This is a genomic window from Sphingomonas sp. MA1305 (assembly GCF_016107325.1).
GTDB lineage: Bacteria > Pseudomonadota > Alphaproteobacteria > Sphingomonadales > Sphingomonadaceae > Sphingomonas.
This window is the reverse complement of record NZ_RCVT01000001.1, coordinates 1570488-1593520: the sequence shown is the minus strand read 5'-3', so window position 1 is coordinate 1593520 and position 23033 is coordinate 1570488. Positions and strand designations below refer to the sequence as shown.

Annotated in this window: 23 protein-coding genes; 10 read left to right on the top strand and 13 right to left on the bottom strand. The window is 66.8% G+C overall.

Annotated features, from left to right (window positions below):
• Positions 1-82 precede the first annotated feature (82 nt).
• Positions 83-1930 (top strand): glycoside hydrolase family 35 protein, encoded by a 1848-nt coding sequence (locus tag D9601_RS07915; protein ID WP_198353270.1) that lies wholly within the window; start codon positions 83-85, stop codon positions 1928-1930.
• Between the two features lie 76 nt (positions 1931-2006).
• On the opposite strand, the gene D9601_RS07910 is transcribed toward D9601_RS07915, so the two are convergent.
• The 4 genes from D9601_RS07910 to D9601_RS07895 form a co-directional block, all read right to left on the bottom strand.
• On the bottom strand, positions 2007-2711 hold the full coding sequence (locus tag D9601_RS07910; RefSeq protein ID WP_198353269.1) for a phosphocholine cytidylyltransferase family protein: 705 nt from the start codon (positions 2709-2711) through the stop codon (positions 2007-2009).
• Entirely contained in the window at positions 2711-3802 is a 1092-nt protein-coding gene (locus D9601_RS07905; RefSeq protein WP_198353268.1) for an inositol-3-phosphate synthase, read from the bottom strand. The genes D9601_RS07910 and D9601_RS07905 overlap by 1 nt, the downstream gene beginning before the upstream one ends.
• The gene (locus D9601_RS07900; protein WP_198353267.1) at positions 3799-4659 is read right to left on the bottom strand and encodes a CDP-alcohol phosphatidyltransferase family protein; all 861 of its coding nucleotides are present in this window, start codon (positions 4657-4659) and stop codon (positions 3799-3801) included. Before D9601_RS07900 ends, D9601_RS07905 begins: the two co-directional genes overlap by 4 nt.
• A 100-nt stretch (positions 4660-4759) precedes the next feature.
• Positions 4760-6817, bottom strand: a complete 2058-nt coding sequence (locus D9601_RS07895) for an NAD(+) synthase (protein ID WP_198353266.1) — start codon at positions 6815-6817, stop codon at positions 4760-4762.
• A gap of 330 nt (positions 6818-7147) precedes the next feature.
• Here D9601_RS07895 and D9601_RS07890 point away from each other — a divergent pair, with 330 nt between their 5' ends.
• The 7 genes from D9601_RS07890 (at position 7148) to D9601_RS07860 (ending at position 13140) form a co-directional block, all read left to right on the top strand.
• Positions 7148-7492 carry an ArsC family reductase gene (locus D9601_RS07890; protein WP_198353265.1) on the top strand — a complete coding sequence of 115 codons (345 nt, stop codon included), beginning with the start codon at positions 7148-7150 and terminating at the stop codon, positions 7490-7492.
• A gap of 75 nt (positions 7493-7567) precedes the next feature.
• A complete protein-coding gene (locus tag D9601_RS07885) occupies positions 7568-7999 on the top strand; it encodes a hypothetical protein (protein WP_198353264.1) in 432 nt (143 codons plus the stop codon).
• Positions 8000-8024: 25 nt separating this feature from the next.
• A complete protein-coding gene (panB, locus tag D9601_RS07880) occupies positions 8025-8900 on the top strand; it encodes a 3-methyl-2-oxobutanoate hydroxymethyltransferase (protein ID WP_198353263.1) in 876 nt (291 codons plus the stop codon).
• Between the two features lie 84 nt (positions 8901-8984).
• Positions 8985-9725, top strand: coding sequence for a tetratricopeptide repeat protein (locus D9601_RS07875; protein WP_198353262.1), 741 nt, complete (start codon positions 8985-8987; stop codon positions 9723-9725).
• On the top strand, positions 9722-11050 hold the full coding sequence (locus tag D9601_RS07870; protein WP_198353261.1) for an outer membrane protein assembly factor BamB family protein: 1329 nt from the start codon (positions 9722-9724) through the stop codon (positions 11048-11050). The genes D9601_RS07875 and D9601_RS07870 overlap by 4 nt, the downstream gene beginning before the upstream one ends.
• A gap of 153 nt (positions 11051-11203) precedes the next feature.
• Entirely contained in the window at positions 11204-12574 is a 1371-nt protein-coding gene (gene der, locus D9601_RS07865) for a ribosome biogenesis GTPase Der (protein WP_198353260.1), read from the top strand.
• Positions 12575-12720: 146 nt separating this feature from the next.
• On the top strand, positions 12721-13140 hold the full coding sequence (locus tag D9601_RS07860) for an Hpt domain-containing protein (protein WP_198353259.1): 420 nt from the start codon (positions 12721-12723) through the stop codon (positions 13138-13140).
• A gap of 106 nt (positions 13141-13246) precedes the next feature.
• Here the strand turns inward: D9601_RS07860 and bfr are convergent, their stop codons facing one another.
• From bfr to map, 6 genes are all read right to left on the bottom strand, one after another.
• A complete protein-coding gene (gene bfr, locus D9601_RS07855; RefSeq protein WP_198353258.1) occupies positions 13247-13762 on the bottom strand; it encodes a bacterioferritin in 516 nt (171 codons plus the stop codon).
• A gap of 100 nt (positions 13763-13862) precedes the next feature.
• Entirely contained in the window at positions 13863-14033 is a 171-nt protein-coding gene (locus tag D9601_RS19775) for a (2Fe-2S)-binding protein (RefSeq protein WP_232473869.1), read from the bottom strand.
• Between the two features lie 148 nt (positions 14034-14181).
• Positions 14182-16410, bottom strand: coding sequence for a phosphoribosylformylglycinamidine synthase subunit PurL (gene purL / locus D9601_RS07850; protein ID WP_198353257.1), 2229 nt, complete (start codon positions 16408-16410; stop codon positions 14182-14184).
• 54 nt (positions 16411-16464) lie between these two features.
• Complete coding sequence (locus D9601_RS07845) at positions 16465-17823, bottom strand: alginate export family protein (protein ID WP_232473868.1); 1359 nt, start codon at positions 17821-17823, stop codon at positions 16465-16467.
• A 109-nt stretch (positions 17824-17932) separates the two neighbouring features.
• Complete coding sequence (locus tag D9601_RS07840) at positions 17933-18376, bottom strand: DMT family transporter (RefSeq protein WP_198353255.1); 444 nt, start codon at positions 18374-18376, stop codon at positions 17933-17935.
• 8 nt (positions 18377-18384) lie between these two features.
• A complete protein-coding gene (map, locus tag D9601_RS07835; RefSeq protein WP_198353254.1) occupies positions 18385-19212 on the bottom strand; it encodes a type I methionyl aminopeptidase in 828 nt (275 codons plus the stop codon).
• 51 nt (positions 19213-19263) lie between these two features.
• On the opposite strand from map, the gene D9601_RS07830 reads away from it, so the two are divergent.
• The gene (locus D9601_RS07830) at positions 19264-20022 is read left to right on the top strand and encodes a competence/damage-inducible protein A (protein WP_198353253.1); all 759 of its coding nucleotides are present in this window, start codon (positions 19264-19266) and stop codon (positions 20020-20022) included.
• Between the two features lie 262 nt (positions 20023-20284).
• Here the strand turns inward: D9601_RS07830 and D9601_RS07825 are convergent, their stop codons facing one another.
• Positions 20285-20479, bottom strand: coding sequence for a hypothetical protein (locus D9601_RS07825; RefSeq protein WP_198353252.1), 195 nt, complete (start codon positions 20477-20479; stop codon positions 20285-20287).
• Between the two features lie 449 nt (positions 20480-20928).
• On the bottom strand, positions 20929-21093 hold the full coding sequence (locus D9601_RS07820) for a hypothetical protein (protein WP_198353251.1): 165 nt from the start codon (positions 21091-21093) through the stop codon (positions 20929-20931).
• A 277-nt stretch (positions 21094-21370) separates the two neighbouring features.
• Here D9601_RS07820 and D9601_RS07815 point away from each other — a divergent pair, with 277 nt between their 5' ends.
• Positions 21371-22006 carry a PEPxxWA-CTERM sorting domain-containing protein gene (locus D9601_RS07815; RefSeq protein WP_198353250.1) on the top strand — a complete coding sequence of 212 codons (636 nt, stop codon included), beginning with the start codon at positions 21371-21373 and terminating at the stop codon, positions 22004-22006.
• A gap of 558 nt (positions 22007-22564) precedes the next feature.
• Here the strand turns inward: D9601_RS07815 and D9601_RS07810 are convergent.
• The gene (locus tag D9601_RS07810; RefSeq protein ID WP_198353249.1) at positions 22565-22855 is read right to left on the bottom strand and encodes a substrate-binding domain-containing protein; all 291 of its coding nucleotides are present in this window, start codon (positions 22853-22855) and stop codon (positions 22565-22567) included.
• Positions 22856-23033: the final 178 nt, after the last annotated feature.

Below are 23033 nucleotides of genomic sequence, written 5' to 3'. Positions count from 1 at the left end.
GGACAAATCATTGCATGTTCCCGATCCGGCGATACACAGGCGGCGAGCGCCGGTGAACGGCACGGCGTTGTGGGAGGGTGTCATGCGGACCATCGGATCGATCGTGGCGTGCGGGCTGGCGGCGGCGGCGGCGGCCTGGCCGATCACGGCCGGGGCGGCGCCCGCCACGCATACTTTCACCACCGGCGGCGGCAAGTTCCTGAAGGACGGCAAGCCGTACCAGATCATCTCGGGCGAGATGCACTATGTCCGCATCCCGCGCGAATATTGGCACGATCGGCTGCGCAAGGCGAAGGCGATGGGGATCAACACCATCACCACCTATGCCTTCTGGAACGCGCACGAGCCGAAGCCGGGCGTCTACGATTTCAGCGGCCAGAATGACATCGTCGGCTTCATCCGCGCCGCGCAGGAGGAGGGGCTGGACGTCATCCTGCGCCCCGGGCCCTATGTCTGCGCGGAATGGGAGCTGGGCGGCTATCCGGCGTGGCTGCTGAAGGATCGCAAGCTCGTCCTGCGCTCGACCGATCCGCAATACACCGCCGCAGCCGACCGCTGGATCAAGCGGTTGGGGCAGGAGGTGCAGCCGCTGCTGCTCAAAAACGGCGGACCGATCATCGCGGTGCAGCTCGAGAACGAATATGGCGCCTTCGGCAGCGACCAGGCCTATCTGCGCGGGCTGGAGGCGACCTATCGGCGCGCCGGCCTGGCCGATGGCGTGCTGTTCACGTCGAACCAGGCGGGCGACCTCGCCAAGGGATCGCTGCCCAATCTGCCATCGGTGGTCAATTTCGGCTCGGGCGGTGCCGCCAATGCGGTCGCCAAGCTGGAGGCCTATCGCCCTGATGGGGTGCGGATGGTCGGCGAATATTGGGCCGGCTGGTTCGACAAATGGGGCGAGGACCATCACGAGACCGACGGGCAGAAAGAGGCCGAGGAATTGGGCTTCATGCTCAAGCGCGGTTATTCCGTGTCGCTCTACATGCTGCACGGCGGGACGACGTTCGGCTGGATGAACGGCGCGGATTCGCACACCGGCAAGGACTATCATCCCGACACCAACAGCTACGATTACGACGCGCCGATCGATGAGGCGGGCAATCCGCGCTACAAATATGCCCTGCTGGCCAAGGCAATCGCCGCGGTGACGGGAACGCCCGCCGCGCCGACGCCGGCGCCGAACGTCGCCAGGACCTTCCCGGTCTCGACAATCCGCCGCAGCGCGTCGCTCTGGAACAACCTGCCCCAGCCGGTGCGCGCCGCGCAGCCGATGACCTTCGAGGAACTGGGCCAGAATTACGGCTACGTCCTGTACCGCGTACCGCTCGCCGCGGGGCAGGGCGGCACGCTGACGCTGAAGGGCATGCACAGCTATGCGCAGGTCTATGTCGACCGGCAGCTGGTCGGCACGCTTGATCGGCGGCTCGATCAGGAGACGGTAACGCTGCCGCGGACGGCCAAGGCGGCGACGCTCGACATATTGGTCGAGAACACCGGCCGGGTGAACTATTCGCACGCGATCCGTACCGAGCAGGCCGGGCTGACCGGGGCGGTGACGCTCGACGGGCAGCCGCTCAAGGACTGGAGCATGTACCGGCTGCCGATGGACGATCTGTCGCAATTGGCGATGACGGCGGCGCCGTGCAGCGGCCCGTGCTTCTATGAGGCGGATCTGACGGTCGACCGGCCGGCCGACACCTATCTGGATGCGCGCGGGCTGCACAAGGGCCAGCTGTGGCTGGGCGAGCACAATCTCGGTCGTTTCTGGTCGATCGGGCCGGTACACACCCTCTACGTGCCCGCGCCATGGCTGCGGGCGGGTGCGAACCGGGTGACGTTCTTCGATCTGACGGGCACGCCGGACGAGCGGCTGTCGACGGTGGCGGCGCCGGTGTGGGGCGCGATCACCCGGCAGCGCGAGGCGCAATAGCGGCTGTCCCATCCTTCGCCCCTTTTGCTTCACCGGCGAAGGCCGGGCAGGCAGGGGAAGGGGCGAGGGTGGCGCCTTACGCCGCCTGCCGGACCACCCAATCCTCGGCATGCGCGAAGGCGGGGGCGTCGTCGACATCGATCCACGACAGATCGCTGCAATCGACGATCCGGGCCCGGCCCTCGGCAGCAAGGCGGCGGACGCCCTCGGTCAGCGAGGGGCTTTCCAGCGTGGCCAGTGCATCGAAGAAGCGTGGGCCGACCGCGAACACGCCGGTGTCGTAGCAATCGTGCGGGGCGAGCCCCTTGCCGATCGCGACGATCCGGTCGTCCGCCGTCGCGACGCAGGTGACGTCGAGCGGATCGACCCAGGGATGGCCCAGCCGTCGGTCGATGCCGAGCGTCAGGCCCGTGCCGGGGCCCGCTTCGGCAAGCCGACGGTAGTGGGCGGGCTGGACGAGATGGTCGCACATCGCCAGCACCGCACCCTCCTGGCCAACCCAGTCGCGCGCGGCGAGCGCGGAGACGCCGTTGGGCTGCTGCCAGTCGGTCATCACCACCGCAACCGCCAGCGGCCAGTGGCGCCCGACCAGATGCGCAGCGATCGCGTCGGCGCCATAGCCGAGCGACACCACCGCGCGGGTCAGCCCGGCCGCGGCCATGCCCTCCAGCGCGTGGTCGATCAGCGCCCGCCCGGCAACCGCGCAGAGCGGCTTGTAGGGTGCGACGCCGCGGAGCCGGCTGCCGGCGCCGGCGGCGAGCAGCAGGCCCGTGGTCAGCATCAGGCGGCCTTGATGAACGCCTCGACCTCGGCATGCGCGATGTCGTCGGTCATCTGCGTGCGCGGGTGCTTGCAGAAATAGGCGCTGGCCGGATCGATCACGCCCTTGAGGCCGCGATCCTTCGCGATCTTCGCGCAGCGGATCATGTCGATCGCGACGCCGGCGCTGTTCGGCGAATCCTCGACCGACAGGCGCAGCTCCAGGTTCATCGGCACGCCGCCGAACAATTGGCCTTCCATGCGCAGGAAGCAGACCTTGTTGTCGTTCTGCCACGGCACATAGTCCGACGGGCCGATGTGGACGTTGTCGTCCTCCAGCCGCTCCGCTGCGACCGACTGCACCGCTTCGGTCTTCGACACCTTCTTGGAAGCGAGGCGGCGGTGGTTCGACATGTTGAGGAAGTCGGTGTTGCCGCCGGTGTTGAGCTGGTAGGTGCGGTCGAGCTTGACGCCGCGCTTGGCGAACAGGTCGGTCAGCACGCGGTGGACGATGGTCGCGCCGAGCTGCGCCTTGATGTCGTCGCCGATGATCGGCACGCCGGCCTCTTCGAACTTCGCCGCCCATTCCGGGTTGCTGGCGATGAACACCGGGATGTTGTTGACAAAGGCGACGCCCGCTTCGAGCGCACATTCTGCATAGAATTCAGTGGCTTCCTGGCTACCGACCGGCAGGTAGTTCATCAGCACGTCGGCGCCCGAGCGCTTCAGTTCGGCGACCACGTCCGCCTTCGACGGCTGAGTGTCGTTGGCGACGATGAAGGTGCGCTCGTCCTTATAGTCGCCCATATGGTCGGCGACGCCGTCGAGCACCGCACCCATCCGCACGATCGTGCCGGTCGCCGATACGTTGGGGGCGAAGATGGCGGTGCAGTTCGGCTTGGCGAAGATCGCCTCCGCCACGTCCTTGCCGACCTTGCGCGAGTCGACGTCCCAGGCGGCGACGACTTTGATGTCGCTCGGCTTATAGCCGGCGACTTCCCAATGCATCAGTCCGATCGTGTCGTTGGTGCCCTCGCGGTAATAGTCGAGGCCCTGCACCAGCGAGCTGGCGCAATTGCCGATACCGATGATGGCGATGTTGATGGCAGTCATGAATGGCCCTGTTCACTGGAAAGGAAGGACGGTTGCGATGCCGCGCCGTGGACGAAACTGCGTTCCACGAGGCGGTGGCGATACAGGCCGAAGACGCAGACGGCGCTCAGCGGCAGGATTTCAAACCACCAGAACAGCGTCGGGCTGGCGACCAGACAGGCGATGACGATCGCCCAGACGCGGACATTGGCGGTGAGCAGCGATTGCAGCCGCATTACCGGCACCGCACGAGCGGCATAAGCGGCGGCAAAGGCGGCGCGGTCGGGCGCGGCGGCGAAGCGGCGTTCGAACGGCATGGCCGCGCGATCGACGGCAGTCGCCACCGAATCATAGAGGCGGACAAGGAAGGGGCCGGTCGGCACCGGCGGCGCGGCGAGCGGCTCGCCGCGGACGCGGCGATGGAAGCGCGCCCGCTCGCCCTCGTACAGGCTCGACTGGACGGCATGCGCGACGCCCGCGACGGTCGCGAGCAGCCAGCCGCTCCAGGTGCCGACGGAGAAGGCGAGCGACAGATAGATCAGGGCGAAGACGCCGTGATCGCACAGGCCGTCGAGCATCCGGCCGAGCGCGCTGGCCGTCTTGGTCGCGCGCGCGATCATGCCGTCGAGCCCGTCGGCGATCAGCCAGGCGATGGCGAAGACCAGGCCGATGAGCGCCGCGGCAGGATAGCGATATTGCGAAAAGGCCGCCGCGGCGACGCCGCCACAGACCAGCCCGGCGATCGACACGCTGTTCGCCGAGATCCGCCGCGCGAGGGCATGGCGCAGCAAGGCGTGCGCCGCCGGGTGGATCAGATAGAGGTTGGATGGGTCCTCGATCCGGCGATCGCGCGAGCCATCCCGGAGCGGGGTTGTCATCGGACTGTCACCTTGCGCTCACAATCGTATAAGCGCAAGAACCTACGGCAGCTTCGCTACCCGATCCGTCGCCGATCCGGCCGCTTCGATCGCCATCGCGTCACGGCACGTTGGTGCGCAATTCCTCGACCCAGATCGCCGCCGTGCCGTCGGACGGGGCGCGCCAGTCGCCGCGCGGGCTGACCGCGCCGCCAGCCGACACCTTGGGTCCGTTGGGCAAGGCCGAGCGCTTGAATTGGCTGGTCTGGAAGAAGCGCACCAGGAACCGTTCCAGCCAGTGCTTGATCGTCGCCAGATCATAGGCGGTGCGCGCATCGGCGGGATAATCCTCCGGCCACGCGCCGTGGTCGACGTCGCGCCAGGCGTGCCAGGCAAGGAAGGCGATCTTCGACGGGGCCAAGCCGTGGCGGATCACATAATGGGCGAAGAAGTCGTTGAGCGCATAGGGGCCGATCATCGATTCGGTGGATTGCAGCGCGCCCGTCTCCGCATCGGCGGGAACGAGTTCGGGCGAAATCTCCTGCGCCAGGATCGCCGCCAGCACTTGGTTGGTCGCCCCGTCATATTGGCCGGTGCGGATGCACCAGCGGATCAGGAACTGGATCAGCGTCTTGGGCACGCCGGCATTGACCGCATAATGGCTCATCTGATCGCCGACGCCATAGGTGCACCAGCCGAGCGCCAGCTCGCTGAGGTCGCCGGTGCCGAGCACCAGCCCGCCGCGTTGATTGGCCAGCCGGAACAGATAGTCGGTGCGCAGCCCCGCCTGCACATTCTCGAACGTCACGTCATAGACGGGCTCGCCGCGGCCGAAGGGGTGGCCCATGTCGGTCAGCATCCGCGTCGCGGCGGGGCGGATGTCGATCTCCTCCGCGGCGATGCCGAGCGTGCGCATCAGAGCCCAGGCCTGGCCCTTGGTGGCGTCGCCGGTGGCGAAGCCGGGCATGGTGAAGCCCAGGATATCGGTGCGCGGCCGGCCGAGCCGATCCATTGCCTTGGCGGCGACGATCAGCGCGTGGGTTGAATCGAGCCCGCCCGACACGCCGATCACCAGCGTCCGTGCCCGTGCGGCGTCGAGGCGTTTGGCGAGCGCCTCGACCTGGATGTTGAAGGCTTCGTAGCAATCCTCGTCGCGGCGGGCGGGATCGTTGGGGACGAAGGGGAAGCGACGGATATCGCGTTCCAGGCCGACATCGACGCCGGCGGGGTGATGGTCGAAAGCGATCCGCCGGAAGCGCGTCTCGGGATGGCCGGTGAAGGCCGCCGAATCATTGAAGGTGCCGGTGCGCAGCCGCTCCTGCGCCAGCCGCTCGAGATCGATGTCGGCGACGGTGATCCCCGGCTCGCGCGCGAAGCGATCGGATTGCGCGATCAGCTCGCCGAGTTCGAAGATCAGGCCCTGGCCGTCCCAGGCGACGTCGGTGGTGCTCTCGCCGGGGCCGGCCGCCGAATAGACGTAGGCGGCGGCGAGGCGCGCCGACTGCGCCGCGGCGAGCAGCATCCGTTCGCGCGCCTTGCCGATGACGATGTTGGACGCCGACAGATTGCAGCACAGCAGCGCGCCGGCCAGCGCCCCCGCCGTGGAGGGCGGCGTCGGCGCCCAATAATCCTCGCAGATCTCGGCATGGACGACGAAGCCGGGCAGATCGTCCGCCTCGAACAACAGGTCGATGCCGAACGGCACCTCGACATCGCCGAGACGGATGGTCAGGCCGGTCAGCGCCGCGCCGCTCGCGAACCAGCGCTTCTCGTAATATTCGCGGTAGTTCGGCAGGAAGGTCTTGGGCACGACGCCAAGGATGCGGCCGTGCGACACCGCCACGGCGCAATTGTACAGGCGGCCGGCGCGGACCAGCGCCGCGCCGATCAGGCAGAGCGGTTTTAGATGCGCGGTTCGTTCGGCGAAGGCGACGACCGCGGCGGCGCTGGCGCGCTGCTGCGCCGTCTGCAGATGCAGGTCGTCGAGCGCGTAGGAGGTGAGGTTGAGCTCCGGATAGACGACGAGATCGACACCACGCGCGTCCGCCTGCTCCGCCAGCGCGACTGCCGCGTCGAGATTGGCGGCAACGTCGCCAACGCTGGCGCGCGGGGTCGCGGCGGCGACGCGCACCATGCCGTGACGGTGGATCGAGGCGAAGTGGCTGGCGAGGTCGGTCATCGGGATCCGGTGGTAGGGCGAGGGGGCGGGGCGATCAACTCGCCGCGCGCGGCGCGGGTCCGGTGTGGTTGGGATAGGAGCATTGTGAGGCATCCCTTCCATCGTCATTCCCGCGAGGGCATGGATCCATTCCTTCGTCATCCCCGCGGAGGCGGGGATCCAGAACCTTCGACGTCGCGGTTCAAGCGCGGTCTGCGCGTCTGGATCCCCGCCTGCGCCGGAGATGACAGAAGAAGACCGGGATGACGGGAAAACGGGGAGGGCATCGGGTGCACAACGCGGATGCGGGCCCCGCCCCGTGATGCTAGCGCGGCGGCCAAGGAGGCGCGGATGACGACGATCTACGGCATCAAGCATTGTGACACGATGAAGAAGGCGCGGGCGTGGCTCGAAGCGCAGGGCATCGATTATACCTTCCATGACTACAAGGCGGTGGGCGTGACGCCGGAACGCGTTCGCGGCTGGGTGGAGCGGCTGGGATGGGAGGCGGTGCTCAACCGCGCGGGGACGACGTTCCGTAAGCTGTCGGACGCCAACAAGGCCGGCATCGACGCGGACAAGGCGGTGGCGCTGATGGTCGCGCAGCCGTCGATGATCAAGCGGCCGATGCTCGAGCACGGCGATACGCTCGTCGCAGGGTTCAAACCGGACCGCTACGCCGCGCTGTTCGGCTGATCCCGCGAACGGCAGATGCCGTTGCATATCATTGGCAGACGGCGCACCATTCCCGATCGAAACAGGGGAGGGAAGATGATCGTCACGCGAGCGCCGCGCTGGTTCCGGATCGTCGCCTGGCTGCTGCTCGCCTGGGGCATGGTCGGCTGCGTCGCCTGCGTCCAGCAATTCCGGCTCGGCGCGGAGGCGATGGGGCCGGCGGACGATTACCAGCGCGCGCTCTACGCCGCGCTGCCGATCTGGTACAATGCGGTCTATGCAGTCGCGGTCGGTACCGCGCTGCTCGGCGCGTTGGCGCTGCTCGCCCGATCGGTGCTGGCGATCCCGCTGTTTGCCGTCTCGCTGGTCGCGGTGGCGATCCAGTTCGGCTGGCTGTTCGCGACGACCGACATCATCGCCCACCGCGGCGCCGCGACGGTGGTGCCGTTCCCGCTGCTGATCGCCGGCATCGCGGCGGCGAGCCTGGGGTTGTCCCGCCATGCACGTGGGCGGGGGTGGATCGGCTGAGCGCCCGCGCCTACAAGCCGCAGCCATGTCCACGACCTACACGCTCGATACCGCGACCAGCCGCGCGACGCCGACGCCGGTGCCGCTCAAGCGGCTGACCGTCCCCGCGATCCGCCGGCGCAAGGGCGGCGACCCCGACCGTGGCGGCCCGCTGGTGATGCTGACCGCCTATACCGCGCGCACCGCGCAGCTGCTCGATCCGCATTGCGACATGCTGCTGGTCGGCGACAGCCTGGGCCAGGTGATCTACGGCCTGCCGTCGACGGTGCCGGTGACGCTGGAGATGATGGCGGCGCACGGCGCGGCGGTGGTGCGCGGCAGCTATCATGCACTGGTCGTGATCGACATGCCGTTCGGCAGCTATGAGGCGTCGCCCGAACAGGCCTTTGCCAGCGCGGCGCGGCTGCTCAAGGAGACGGGCGCCGCCGCGGTCAAGCTGGAGGGCGGCGAGGCGATGGCGCCGACGGTGCGCTTCCTGTCGGAACGCGGCATACCGGTGTGCGGCCATGTCGGGCTGACGCCGCAAGCGGTCAATGCGCTGGGCGGCTATGGCGCGCGCGGTCGCAGCGAGGCGGAAGCCGCGAAGATCATCGCCGACGGCCGGGCGATCGCCGAGGCCGGTGCCTTCGCCCTGGTGATCGAAGGTGTGATGGAGCCGATCGCGATCGCGCTGACTGAGGCGGTCGGCTGCCCGACGATCGGCATCGGCGCGTCGGCCCGCTGCGACGGCCAGGTGCTGGTCGCCGAGGACATGCTCGGCATGTTCGAGCGCACTGCCAAATTCGTGAAGCGCTACGACGATATCGCCGGCCGTATTTCCGCCGCAGCCGAAGCCTATGCGGGCGAGGTGCGTGCGCGGACCTTTCCGGGCGCGGAACAGGTATACGTCGCCAAGGAGTAGGATGACGCGCGTCCGTCTTTCGTTTCGTGCCCGGCGCGGCTACAAGTCCGCGCTTTCATGCCCCCGTTCTGACCGGAGCCCGTCTTGGCGCTGACCCCGAATACCAATGAAGCGTTCCTGCGCGAAGTCGACGACGAGGTTCGTCGCGATCAATTGCTCTCCTTCTGGGAACGCTACGGTCGCTGGCTGATCGGCGCAATTGTGCTGGCGCTCGCGCTGTTCGGCGGCGTCCTCTACTGGCAGCATCGTCGGTCGGTGGCGGCGGGGGTCGAGGGCGAGAAGCTGCAGACGGCGTTCGATTCGCTGGCGGCGGACCAGCCGGCGAAGGCCGACCCGGTGCTGAAGGAGCTCGCCGGGTCGAGCCACGACGGCTATCGCGCCCTCGCCAAATTCACCCAGGGCGATATCCTTCTTCAGAAGAACGACCTGAAGGGCGCCGCTGCCAAGTTCGCGGAGGTCGCCAACGACAATGGCGTGGCGCAGCCGTTCCGCGATCTGGCCCTGGTCCGTCAGACCAGCGCCGAATTCGACACGCTGAAGCCGCAGGTGGTGATCGAGCGGCTTCGGCCGCTCGCCGTCGCCGGCAATCCGTGGTTCGGCAGCGCCGGCGAGATGGTCGCGATCGCCTATATCAACAGCGGCCGTCGCGATCTGGCGGCGACCCTGTTCAGCCAGATCGCCAAGGGCGAGGACGTGCCCGAATCGCTGCGTCAACGTGCGGTTCAGATGGCCAGCGTATTGGGCAACGATGCGTCGGCCGCCGCCGATACCGCCAATGTTCGCGTGGTGAAGCCCGCCACCGTTAAGGAAGCACAAGCGAAATGACATCCAAGTATCGGGCGTCCGTCGCGCTGGCCGCGCTGATGGCGCTTTCCGCCTGCGGCATCTTCAAGGGCGGCGGAGCGAAGAAGACGCCGACCGTCGGCGAGCGCGTGCCGATCCTGTCGTCGGAGAACGGCATCGAGGCGGATCGCACCATCGCCGACATTCAGGTGCTGCTGCCGGCGCCGGTGGCGAACGACGCCTGGGCGCAGCCCGGCGGCAATGCCGCCAAGTCGATGGGGCAGCTGGTCCTCGCCGACAGTCCCAGCCGGGTCTGGCAGGCCTCGATCGACGGCGGCTCGAACCGCGAGCGGCTCGGCGCCGCGCCGGTGGTCGCCGACAACAAGCTGTTCGTCGACGACGTCGCCGCCACCGTCCACGCCTTCGACGCGACGACCGGCGCCAGCCTGTGGTCGACCAGCCTGACCGAGGGCAAGGTCAACCGCGCGGCCCGCTTCGGCGGCGGCGTCAGCTATGACGAGGGCCGCGTCTACGCCACCGACGGCCTGGGCGACGTCGTCGCGCTAAACGCCGCGGACGGCAAGGAGATCTGGCGCGCCAAGCCGGGCGGCCCGCTGCGCGGCGCGCCGACGATCGCCAATGGTTCGGTCTACGTGCTGAGCCAGGACAATCAGATCTTCGCGCTGAACGCCGCCGACGGCAAGGTGCAGTGGGCGCAGTCGGGTACGCTGGAAAGCCAGGGCGTGTTCGGCGTCGCGGCGCCGGCATCGAGCCAGGGCACGATCGTCGCCGGCTTCTCCAGTGGCGAGCTCAACGCCTATCGCTACGAGAACGGCCGCGTGCTGTGGGGGGACGCGCTGTCGCGCACCTCGATCACCACCTCGGTGTCGAGCCTGTCCGACGTCGACGCCAATCCGGTGATCGACAACGGCCGCGTCTACGCGCTGGGCCAGGGCGGCCGCATGGTCGCGCTCGACCTCGCCACCGGCCAGCGGCTGTGGGAGCAGAATTTCGCGGGAGTCGCCAACCCCTGGGTGGCGGGCGAATGGCTGTTCGCGGTGACCGACGACGCGCGCCTCATCTGCCTGGCGCGCTCGAACGGCAAGGCGCGCTGGATCGTCCAGCTGCAGCGCTTCAAGAACGCCAAGAAGAACAAGGGCGCGCAGGTGACTTGGTTCGGCCCGGTGCTGGCCGGCAACAAGCTGGTGATGACCAATGCGCTGGGCGAAGTGGTGTTCGCCAATCCGTCCGACGGCAGCATCACCGGCAAGATCGAGGGCAAGGTGCCCTATGCCCTGCCGCCGATCATCGCCAAGGGCACGCTCTATACGCTGAACGAACGCGGCCGCATCACCGCCTACAAATGAGGGCTAGGGGCGGCTCGCCCCCCGCCAATTCGGCTTCACCCCGGCACGGCCCGAGGCTTCCCGAACGGGAGGCTCCGGCCCGTGCCGGGGTGACGCGTTATGGAGCGGTCGCGCCCGCGTGACCTGCCGTCCGTCTTGCCCTAAAGGCCCTGCATGTCCCGTCTTCCCACTGTCGCGATCGTCGGCCGTCCCAATGTCGGCAAATCGACGCTGTTCAACCGCCTGGTCGGCAAGAAGCTGGCGCTGGTCGATGACCAGCCGGGCGTGACGCGCGACCGGCGCGAGGGCGAGGCGCATCTGATCGGGCTCGACTTCCGCGTCATCGACACCGCCGGTTACGAGGACGAGGACCCGCAGACGCTGCCTGGCCGGATGCGCCGCCAGACCGAGGCGGCGGTCGCCGAGGCCGACGTCGCGCTGTTCCTGGTCGATGCGCGCGCCGGGATCGTGCCGCTCGACGAGGAGATCGCCCGCTGGCTGCGGGGATCGACGACGCCGGTGGTGCTGGTCGCCAACAAGGCGGAGGGGCGCGCGGGCGAACAGGGCGTGCTCGAGTCGCTGGCGCTCGGCTTCGGTGACCCGGTCCAGCTCTCCGCCGAACATGGCGAGGGGATCGGCGATCTGTTCGAAGGCATTTTGCCGCACCTCGAGGGCAAGGAGGCCGAGGACGAGGAGGAGGACGAGGACAATCCGTCGGCGCCGTTGAAGCTGGCGATCGTCGGCCGCCCCAATGCCGGTAAGTCGACCCTGGTCAATCGCATCCTCGGCGAGGAGCGACTGATCACCGGGCCGGAGGCGGGGATCACCCGCGATTCGATCGCGATCGACTGGACCTGGCATGACCGTGACGGCCATCCGCGTGCGGTGCGGCTGATCGACACAGCCGGCATGCGCAAGCGGGCCAAGGTGCAGGACAAGCTCGAGAAATTGTCGGTCGCCGACGCCTTGAGGGCGGTCGATTTCGCCGAAGTGGTGGTGCTGCTGCTCGACGCAACGCTCGGTCTGGAGGCGCAGGATCTGCGCATCGCCGACCGCGTGCTGGAGGAGGGGCGCGCCCTCATCATCGCGCTCAACAAATGGGACGTGGCGGAAAATGCCTCGTCGCTGTTCAACGGCGTCAAGAAGGCGTTGGAGGACGGTCTGTCGCAGGTCAAGGGCGTGACCCTGCTCACCGTCTCGGCGGCGACGGGCAAGGGGCTCGACGTGATGATCCAGGCGGCATTCGAGACGCGCGAGGCCTGGTCGCGCCGCGTCCCGACCGGCGAGCTGAACCGCTGGTTCGAGCGCGCAGTCGACGCCAATCCGCCGCCGGCACCGGGCGGCAAGCGGATCAAGATGCGCTACGTCACCCAGGTCAAGACGCGGCCGCCCAGCTTCGTGATCTTCGGTACCCGTGTCGACCAATTGCCGGCGAGCTACGAACGCTATCTGGTCAATTCGATGCGCAAGGATCTGGGGTTCGGCGCGGTGCCGGTGCGTCTGACGTTCCGCGCGCCCAAGAACCCGTTTGACCGCAAGGATTGATCTTCGGTCCGCGTCTAGAGTGTTGAGCGGATATCGACAAAGACTTGCCGGATCGGGCCCGTTGGCAACGGCATGTTTACACCTCGCGGCCTACAGCTCGCCGGATTGAGTTGCGAGGCGCTGGGCGCAGACCGGGGAGGTTCGAAGTGTCGTTCGAAGGCAGCACGTTGGTGGATTGGGCGGCATTCGCACAGGCCCGTAGCGAGCTGGGCGCCGGTTTCGTGCGCATCCTCGGCTATTTCCGCGAGGACGGCGTCAAGTCGGTCGCGGCGATCGAACAGGCGATGCGCGGCAACAATGCCGCGGCGATGGTGATCCCGGCCCATACGCTGAAGGGCGAATCGCGCCAGTTCGGCGCTGAACCGCTCGGCATGCTGGCGGAGACGATCGAGGAGATCGCCCGCGATTGCGTCGAGCGTCACGACACGTGCGAAGAGGCGCTGGAGCATGTCGTGCGCCTGCGCCCGCTGTTCTTCGAGACGCTGCAATTGCTCGAGCGTGAGGCCAATCCCCTCGTCGCGCGCAAGCCGCTCGGCACCGGCGGCTTCGGACGCAAATTATCGTGAACCGCCGGGGTCGTCGCGCCTTGGCCTTCATCAAGTCGTCGGCATGACTCACAGCCGGACATGCCCCGGGGCATAGCCCCGGGGTCGTTGAACGATCCGTTCGCCCTCAGGCGTTCAGATAGGGCGCGGCGCCCGTTTTCGGCGCATCGTGTTCGCTGATCGAATTGAGCTGGACGTAATTGTGCAGCCCCATCCGTTCGATCATCTCGAACTGCCGCTCGAGCGTGTCGACATGCTCTTCCTCGCTGGCCAGGATGCGCGCGAACAGGTCGCGGCTGATGAAGTCCTTGACCTCTTCGCAATAGGCGACCGCCGCCTTAAGCTGTTGCACCGCCTCCAATTCCATCGCCAGATCGGATCGGATCACTTCCTCGACCGTCTCACCGATGCGCAGGCGTCCGAGCAGCTGGAAGTTGGGCAGGCCATCGAGGAACAGGATACGCTCCGACAGCCAGTCGGCATGCTTCATCTCGTCGATCGATTCCATCCGCTCATATTGGGCAAGCTTGTAGACGCCCCAATGGTCGAGCAGTCGATAGTGCAGCCAATATTGATTGATCGCGGTCAGCTCGTTCTTGAGCGCCTCGTTGAGGAATTCGATGACCTTTGGGTCGCCCTTCATCGTCATAGCTCCATTGTCCGATGGAGCTTGTGTAGCCGCGCGACACCGATCCGAACAACGGGGGTGGCTAAAAAAAGTCCGATATGGTCCGGTTGGTCGATCAGGCGGCGGTGCGTTCCAGGTCGATAATGGCGCGCGCCACGACACTGCATTGTCCGCATTTCGCCTGACACCCGAGCGCCTTATACGCCTGACAGGCGGTCCGGCAGCCTTGCCGCGCGACCTCGCGGACTTGGCTTTCCCGAATGGCATTGCAGACGCAGACGACCATAAGCGCTCCCTCGGCGACACTGGGGTAGTAGCGCTATTGCGAGGCGATCGCAAGCTAGTTGCGGGTCGTTCGCATCTTTTGGTCGCAGTGACACGCCGTCTCACCGTGCCGCCGCCTTGCACACGGCCCGGCGGCGGCGGCGGAGCGATCAGGCGAGTGCGGCGTCGCTGCCCATCAACGTCGGGAAGAACGCTTCATGCGCGGAGCGCAATGCATCGAGCGTGACGACATCGTCGCGGTCGGGCCGTTCGAAGATCAGCCGCTTGCCGCCGGTCCGGCCGAGCGGCTCCGCCTCGACTCCGGCGGCATGCGCCTCAGCGAGGAAGTCGACCAGGGCATGGTCGTGGACGGTGACCACATAGACGCCCTGATCCTCTGCGAAGAAGGAGCGGGCGCAGCCGAACGGTTGCTTGCGGTCGATCATCGCGCCGATATTGCCGGCCAGCGCCATCTCCGCGAGCGTCACCGCGATGCCGCCGTCGGAGACGTCGTGGACCGCGGAGAGCTGGCCCTGTTCGATGCCGCGGCGGATCAGATCGCCGGTGCGGCGTTCCGCGTCGAGATCGACGGGCGGCGGCGGGCCGGCGTCGCGACCCTCGATGCCGTGGCATTCGCGCAGGTAGAGCGACTGGCCGAGGTGGCCGCCGCGCGTGCCGACCGCGAGGATGACGTCGCCCGTGCCCTTGAACGCGATCGTCATGTTGCGCTGCCAATCGGCGAGCAGGCCGACGCCGCCGATCGCCGGGGTCGGCAGGATCGCCGAGCCGCCGCCGGTCGCCTTGGATTCATTGTACAGCGAGACGTTGCCCGACACGATCGGGAAGTCGAGCGCGCGGCAGGCGTCGCTCATTCCTTCGAGGCAGCCGACGATCTGGCCCATGATCTCGGGCCGCTGCGGATTGGCGAAGTTGAGGCAGTTGGTCACCGCGAGCGGCGTCGCGCCGACGCTGGTCAGGTTTCGCCATGCCTCCGCCACCGCCTGGCGGCCGCCCTGGACGGGATCAGCGAAACAATAGCGCGGCGTACAGTCGGTTGTGATCGCCAGCGCCTTGTTGGTGTCATGCACGCGCACCACCGCGGCGTCGCCGCCCGGGCGCTGCACCGTGTCGGCGCCGACCATGTGGTCATATTGCTCCCAGATCCAGCGGCGGCTGGCGATGTCGGGCGAGCCGATCAGCGTCAGCAGATCCTTGGCGATGTCGCGGCTTTCCGGCAGCGTCTCGGGCATCGCCGGCGGTACGGTCGGTACGTGCGGCCGGTCGTACAGCGGCGCCTCGTCGGCGAGCGGCGCGAGCGGGATGTCGCACACCACTTCGCCATGATGCTTCAGCACCATGCGGCCGGTGTCGGTGACATGGCCGATCACCGCGAAGTCGAGCTCCCATTTGCGGAAAATCGCCTCGGCTTCCGCCTCGCGGCCGGGCTTCAGCACCATGAGCATCCGCTCCTGGCTTTCCGACAGCATCATCTCATAGGCGGTCATGCCGGTCTCACGCTGCGGCACGTCGTCCATGATCAATTCGATGCCGACGCCGCCCTTGGACGCCATCTCGACGCTCGACGAGGTCAGGCCCGCGGCGCCCATGTCCTGGATCGCGACGATCACGTCGGTCGCCATCAGCTCCAGGCACGCCTCGATCAGCAATTTCTCGGTGAAGGGGTCGCCGACCTGCACGGTCGGGCGCTTCTCCTCGGCATCCTCGCCGAAGTCGGCCGAGGCCATGGTCGCGCCGTGAATGCCGTCGCGGCCGGTCTTCGACCCGACATAGACGATCGGATTGCCGATGCCGCTGGCCGCCGAATAGAAGATCTTATCCTGTGCGGCGACGCCGACCGTCATCGCATTGACCAGGATGTTGCCGTCATAGGCAGGATGGAAGTTCACCTCGCCACCGACGGTCGGCACGCCGACGCAATTGCCGTAGCCGCCGATGCCGTGGACGACGCCGCTGATCAGGTGGCGCATCTTGGGATGATCGGGCCGGCCGAAGCGCAGCGCGTTCATGTTGGCGACGGGGCGCGCGCCCATCGTGAACACGTCGCGCAGGATGCCGCCGACGCCCGTCGCTGCACCTTGGTACGGCTCAATGTAGGAGGGGTGGTTGTGCGACTCCATCTTGAAGATCGCGGCCTGACCGTCGCCGATGTCGATCACGCCGGCGTTCTCGCCGGGGCCGCAGATCACCTGAGGGCCCGTGGTCGGCAGCTTCTTCAGGTGGATGCGGCTCGACTTGTACGAGCAATGTTCGGACCACATGACCGAGAAGATGCCGAGCTCGACCAGATTGGGTTCGCGGCCGAGCGCGCGCAGCACCGTCTCATATTCTTCCGGGGAGAGGCCGTGTTCGGCGACGATCTCGGGCGTGATCTGGGTCATGGCCCGCGCCTGTAGCGGCTGCGCGGCCGTTCGTCACCCTCACGCGGGCACGGATCAGAAGGTCGCCTGCAGGTTGATCTCCAGGAAGCGGACCGTCGCCTGATCGCGTGCCAGTGCGGCCGGCGCATCGCGCAGGAAGGGGCCCTTGAACAACACCGCCGCATTGCTCTCCAACCGCAGGTGATCGGGTATCAGCCAGTAGCGGATGCGCCCCTCGACCTGCTGCCCGGCGAAGCGGCCCGAGCGGCCGGTCGCGTCGGTGACACCGAAGAAGCGATCGTAGCGCGACGCCAGCCAGATGGCGCGATAGTCCGCCAGCGCCTCGACCCGCTTGCCGGGCTTGGCTTCGAACCGCACCCCCGGCGCACTCATATTCTCGCGCGAAATCGCGCCATAGGTGCCCGACGGGCCGAAATCGTCGCGCCGGCTGCCGTATAGCGAATCGAACCGGCGGATGGTCCGCGCATCGCGGCCGTTGCCGCTCGCGTAATCGTAGAAGAGGCCGAGCCGTGGCTGGATCGGCGTAGCCCACGTATATCCTGCCGCGGCATGGACGAGGGTGGCGGAGACGTCGGCATGACGCGCGCTCGCTTCGGTGGAGGCACTGGCGTCGCCAAACTGATAGGCGACCTCGGCATCCCCATCGAGCTTGCCCGCCTTGCTCTCACGGCTCAGCCGCCCGTCCAGCGTGTGCAGCCGGCGGTCGGCGGTGGCGAAGCCCGGCGCGTCATGCTCGGCCAGGCGAAGATAGGTGATCTCCAGCGTGCTACCGGCGATCAGCGCCTTGCGCCGCACATGTCCGCCGATCAGCACCCGGTCGAACGTCTCGCGGTCCATCACCACCGCATTGCGGCGCACTCGCGTCGGATCGTCGGGCAGCTTTTGCTGCGGCAGTACGTAGAACAGGGTGAGGACCGTCTGCCGATCCGGTTCCAGGTCGCTGCGAATGCCAGTAAAACCGTTGACGGTGTTGCCATATTCGTCGGTCGCGACAAGCCGGCCGGAACCGAGATTGATCAGGAAGCGGCCGGCGTCGAGCGTCATGTGGCGGCCGCGGCCGAGCAGGTCGTCGAGACGGAGCTTCAGATAGGCCTGCGGCAGTTCTACCGCATTGACCTCGCTGTTGCTGATCTGCGTGGTGCGGGCCAGCGCGTAACCGCGACTGTCGATCATCTCCGCGCCGATCGCCAACGGCCCCGGGCCATATTCCACCGCGATACCGGTGCGGAGCAGCACCGCATCCTCCGCTGTCGCCGAACCGGGACGGGGACGGCCGGCGACCCCTTCGAAGCGCAGACGGCTCGACGCGGTCAGGATCAGCCCGTTCGGGTCCTTCTCGGGCGCGGTATCCGGTTTGCCGGGCTTTTCCGTCGATGACGCCGGGGAGGCGGGCAGCGCCTGTGCCGTCAGCATGGTCGGATCGCAAGCGAAGAGCAGGGCGCAAGCCGTTCGTAGTCCCGTCATTGCCGTTGATTTGCGCGGCGCTTGCGTCAGGTTGATGACGGTGGCCATCGGATCGGCCTCAGCTCCGCCGCATCAGCACCACGCCGCCGATAACCAGCGCCGCACCCAACAACCGCGGCAGTGTGACCGGCTCGGTCTTCAGGCCGAGCAGGCCGAAATTGTCGAGGAGCAGCGCGGTGGCGAGCTGGCTGGCGATCGCCACCGTCAGGGCGGTGGCGAGGCCGAGGCGCGGCGCCGCATAGGCCATCGCCGCGACGAAGCCGGCACCGTACAGGCCGCCCAGCCAAGCCCAGCCGGGCGCACCCTTCAAGGCGGCCGGTGCAGTGCGGTCAAAGGCCACCCACGCGACCGCGAGCACGACCGACCCGACCAAAAAGGACACCAGCGCCGCCAGTACCACCGATCCGGACGTCTTGGCCAATGCGGCGTTGGTCGGCGCCTGCACGGCGATGCCGACCCCGGCGAACAGGACGGCGAGCAGCGGCAGTAGGGCGGCGGGCATGCCGCCTGTTACGCGTAGGGCGGCTGGGTGTATCCCTTGGGACTAAGCGTGAAGATCTCGCAGCCGTCCTCGGTGATGCCGATCGAATGTTCGAACTGCGCCGACAGCGAGCGGTCGCGCGTCACCGCCGTCCAGCCGTCGTCGAGCAGCTTTACGTCGGGGCGGCCGATGTTGATCATCGGCTCGATCGTGAAGATCATGCCCGGCCGCAGCTCCGGCCCGGTGCCGGGGCGGCCGACATGCACCACCTCCGGCGCGTCGTGGAACAGCCGGCCGAGGCCATGACCGCAGAAATCGCGCACCACGCCATAGCGGTGCTTCTCCGCATGGCGCTGGATCGCATGCGCGACGTCACCCATGTGGTTGCCCGGTCGCGCCTGCTCGATGCCGAGCATCAGGCATTCGTAGGTCACCTCGACCAGCCGCTTCGCCTTCAGCGGCACGTCGCCGATCAGATACATGCGGCTGGTGTCGCCATGCCAGCCGTCGACGATCGGGGTCACGTCGACATTGACGATGTCGCCCGCCTTCAGCGTTTTGTCGCCGGGGATGCCGTGGCAGACGACATGGTTAATCGAGATGCAGGTCGAGTGGGTGTAGCCGCGATAGCCCAAGGTCGCCGGCACGCCGCCGCCGGCGGTGACGAAATCATAGATCAGCCGGTCGATCTCTGCCGTGGTCACGCCGGGGACCATGTGCGGCACCAGCATGTCGAGCGTCTCGGCGGCGAGCTTGCCCGCCTTGTGCATGCCGGCGAAGGCGGCGGGGCCGTGCAGCTTGATGGCGCCGGTGCGCGCCTCCGGCGCGTCGGAGGTGACGGTCACATATTCGGTCATCGCCATCATATAACGTGGCGGGCGCGGTTTTGCGAGGCTAAGGCAAGGGTCATGACAGCTGAGCGTATCTGGACCGCCGCGCTGGTGGTGATCGGCGACGAGATCCTCTCCGGCCGCACGCAGGACAAGAACATCGCGCAACTCGCCGCCTGGCTCAACGTCCAGGGTATCCGCCTCGCCGAGGTGCGGGTGGTCCCCGACCGACAGGAGGCGATCGTCGAGGCCGTCAATATCCTGCGGGCGCGCAACGACTATCTGTTCACCACCGGCGGGATCGGCCCGACCCATGACGACATCACTGTCGATGCGATCGCCGCGGCGCTCGGCGTCGCCGTCGTCCACCACCCGGAGGCGATGGCGATCCTGGAGGCCTATTACCAGTCGCGCGGCGGGCTGACCGATGCGCGCGCGCGGATGGCGCGGGTGCCGGAAGGGGCGACATTGATCCCCAACCGCGTCTCCGGCGCGCCGGGCATCCATGTCGGCAATATCTTCGTCATGGCCGGCGTGCCGCATATCACCGCCGGCATGCTCGACGCGCTCACCGGCACGCTGGAGGGCGGCCGTCCGGTCGTTTCCGGCACGATCGGTTGCTGGGTCGCCGAAAGCGAGGTCGCCGATCTGCTCCGCGACGCCGAGAAAACGCACGAAGGCGTCGCGATCGGCAGCTATCCCTTCTTCCGTGACGGCCGTACCGGAGCCAATTTCGTTGTCCGCAGTCCGGACGCTGCGTTGGTCGACGCCTGCCTCGCCGACCTGACGCAGGCCTTGGAGGCGGGTGGGCGCAGCGTGGTGCAGGGCGGAATCTAATAGGGGCGAAGCGCCGTCCGGCGGTGGTCGGATGGCGTGCGATGCGCAACGCCAGCGTCGGCCTGCTGCAACGGCGAAAGACGTCGATCGTGGTATCGGCGCACGACGTGGCGAGCCCATGATGGCGCGTGTTGCGGCCTTTCCGCACGGCTCGCTAGGTCGCACCTACGAGGCCAGGGGATCGGGCGGCCTTCGTCGGCGGTCAGGATCGGCACAATGCGATCTTCCCGCATGTGCCGATGCCGATATCGATGCCGTGTGATCAGGCGGGCGTGGCGCCCGCGGTGCCGCATTTGGCGAACTGACCTTTCGCATTCTTGCAGCGCACGGCCTTCGCCGGAGCCTTTGCCGCGCACTTGATGAACTTGCCGGTCTTGGGATCCTTGCACGGCGCGGCGAATGCCGGAGCGCCGGCAACGAGGCCGAAGGTTGCGGCGGCAAGCAGAATGGTGCGCATGTCAGGCTCCTCTTCTTATGGAGGGAGGAGCGTGCGCCGCCGAACGCGGCTCGTCAACCGCTTGTTATGTCGGACATTCCATGGTTAGCATGATCGTCATCCATGGCCGCCCGCATGCCCTCGTCCGGTGCGATGACGGGGCCTCGGACCGGGTCGCAGAACCGGTTGTCACTGGGGGTGGGCCGCGGATTTCCGGCCTTGGGCGGCGTCGGCGCTCTTGCGCCTGCGACGGGTTTGGCTGCGGCCGGTCTGTCGACGTGGCAATGACGGCTTAACGGACGTGGGATGTGCGTCGGCCAGGGCTGGGGACACGCCGGCGCGGATGCCGTCGCAAGTGTAGCTCAATGGTAGAGCAGAAGCTTGCCAAGCTACACGAAGAGAACGTTTTCATTATCTTTTGGATCGATCATGGATCCTAAGCCCAGTTTCCGCCCACCGTTCCTGCAGCATCACAGATTGCCGGTCGCGAGATTGTCGGTGGTGGTGCGGGACGGCCGGTAATGGTCCATCGTGACGGCGCTCGGGCGAATGCCGGCGTCAACGACGAAATCCTCTGGCGTGACAGAGCGGCTGCCATCGTCGCGATGGAGTCCGATGGCACCGGTGCGAACCACATTGCGCCAGGCGCTGCCTGTGCTTTCAATAGCTTAGCTAATGTAACATCATGTCCTTTTAAAATCTAAATTCTTCGTTGCTGTGCCAAAATTGGGCATTTGAAACCGACAGAATGAACAGTTTTCTCCAACTATCAAAAGCTTACTAGCTACTGATGAGTGATTGGTTACAGAATAGAGACACAAAGTCCTATGGCTCTTCTTGTGGACAGTAAAGGTTAATCGGGTTATTACCTTGTCCGTCCGCCAAAAAAGGCTAGCAGGAGGTGTGAATATTATGCCCTTGTTCAAAGGTTTAGCAGTCTTCGCGGCTGCGTCGGCAGCGCTCGTTGGTGCCGCATCCGCTGAGGCTGCCAAAGTCAACTTCCTTTATGAAGGCATTTTGGAGAGCAAGGGCACGGCTGTCGGCTCGTTCGACATCGCCGATAGCGAACTGGCGCGGCTCAACAGCGGCACCACGCCGCTGTCGAAGGCCGACTGGTCGGCGGTCAGCAACCTCGTCATGACCGTCTCGGGGGCGAGATGGGGCAATGGCACGTTCTCGACGGCCGATTTCACCGGGCTCACCTTCTATATTCCGGCTACGCTCGATCTGAGCAAGGATCTCGTTGGTCAGCGAATCGACAGTAATTATGTTTTCGGTCAGCCGCATAGCGGCGCGTTCGCGGGCGACCTGACGTTCAACCCGGTCTTCAAAAGCGATGCGTCGAAAAACGCGCCTTCGGCCGCGCGGACCTTCACGCTGCTCTCCTATGGCGGCTGGGACTATCTGCAACTCAAGTCGCTGACCGTCACTTCGGCGGTGCCGGAACCCGCCAGTTGGGCGATGATGATCGTCGGCATCGGCGCGGTCGGTTTCATGATGCGTCGCCGCCGGAAGGCCGGGATCAACACCAACTTGCGCTTCGCCTGACGCGCCCCTGTCAGGCTGAGTAAGGCCGTCACCCCGCACCCGGGGTGGCGGCCTCATGACGTATGTGGCCGACGACCCGTCGCAGCGCTGCCGCGCGCCTGCAAGTTTGTCGCCCACTTGATCAAGCTCGTATCGGTCCTCCCACGGCCAGCCAGGCGTCCCGCGACATTGGCAGGGTCTGCGTCGTTTTGTCCGCGTGACGATCGGGCGCGATAGGGCGACAGCGCGTGAGTAGCGGCCTCGTCAATCCGAATAGGGGCAAATCACCCGCTATGCGGGCATGAATATAGGCAGCCGGACAAGCGGCAGCATGCCGAGCTATCCAAGCGGGATACTTGTCGCGGTAGACCCGGATTCCGGCGATGACCGCGAGGAGCGGATTACCCCGAATTTCCTCAGACTCGCTTTAGACTGCGGTCGCATCTCTCGCCGCCGTAGAGCGGCGTGGGATCAGGGTAGGGGCCACCATCTGTATCGGTTCGCGCGGTCTGCTCCTCCCGGTCACAAGCAGATCGAGCGCGGTCGAGGCGATCTGATCGAACGGGACCTGCAACGTCGTCAGCGGGGCAGGCAACCGACGATCGGAATGTCGTTGTAGCCCACAAGCGAAATGTCCTTTGGCACGCCGAGCCCAAGATTGATCAACGCGGACATGGCGCCGATGGCGGTGTTGTCGTTCACCGCGAAGATTGCGGTTGGGGGGGAGGCGAGCCGCATCAGCGAGAGGGCCGCATCCGTTCCCGCATCGATGCTGAAGGTCGATTTGACGATCAGCTCCGGATCCACATCGACGCCATGTTCGGTGAGTGCCTCGACGTAGCCGTTCCGCCGGCCGCGCCCGGCTAACACCAGCTTCGCTGCGATGTCGACCCGATGATGATGTTGGGTCTCGCCGCCTGGACGGAGCTCCGAAGCGGCGCTCCCGCACGTAAGCCCTGAGCTTGACGCCGGTAGCTTCCCGGTATCGCTTTAGGGGATCCGCTCCCGCGCGATGAACGAGCGGCGGAAAGCTGGAAGTGGCCTGGCA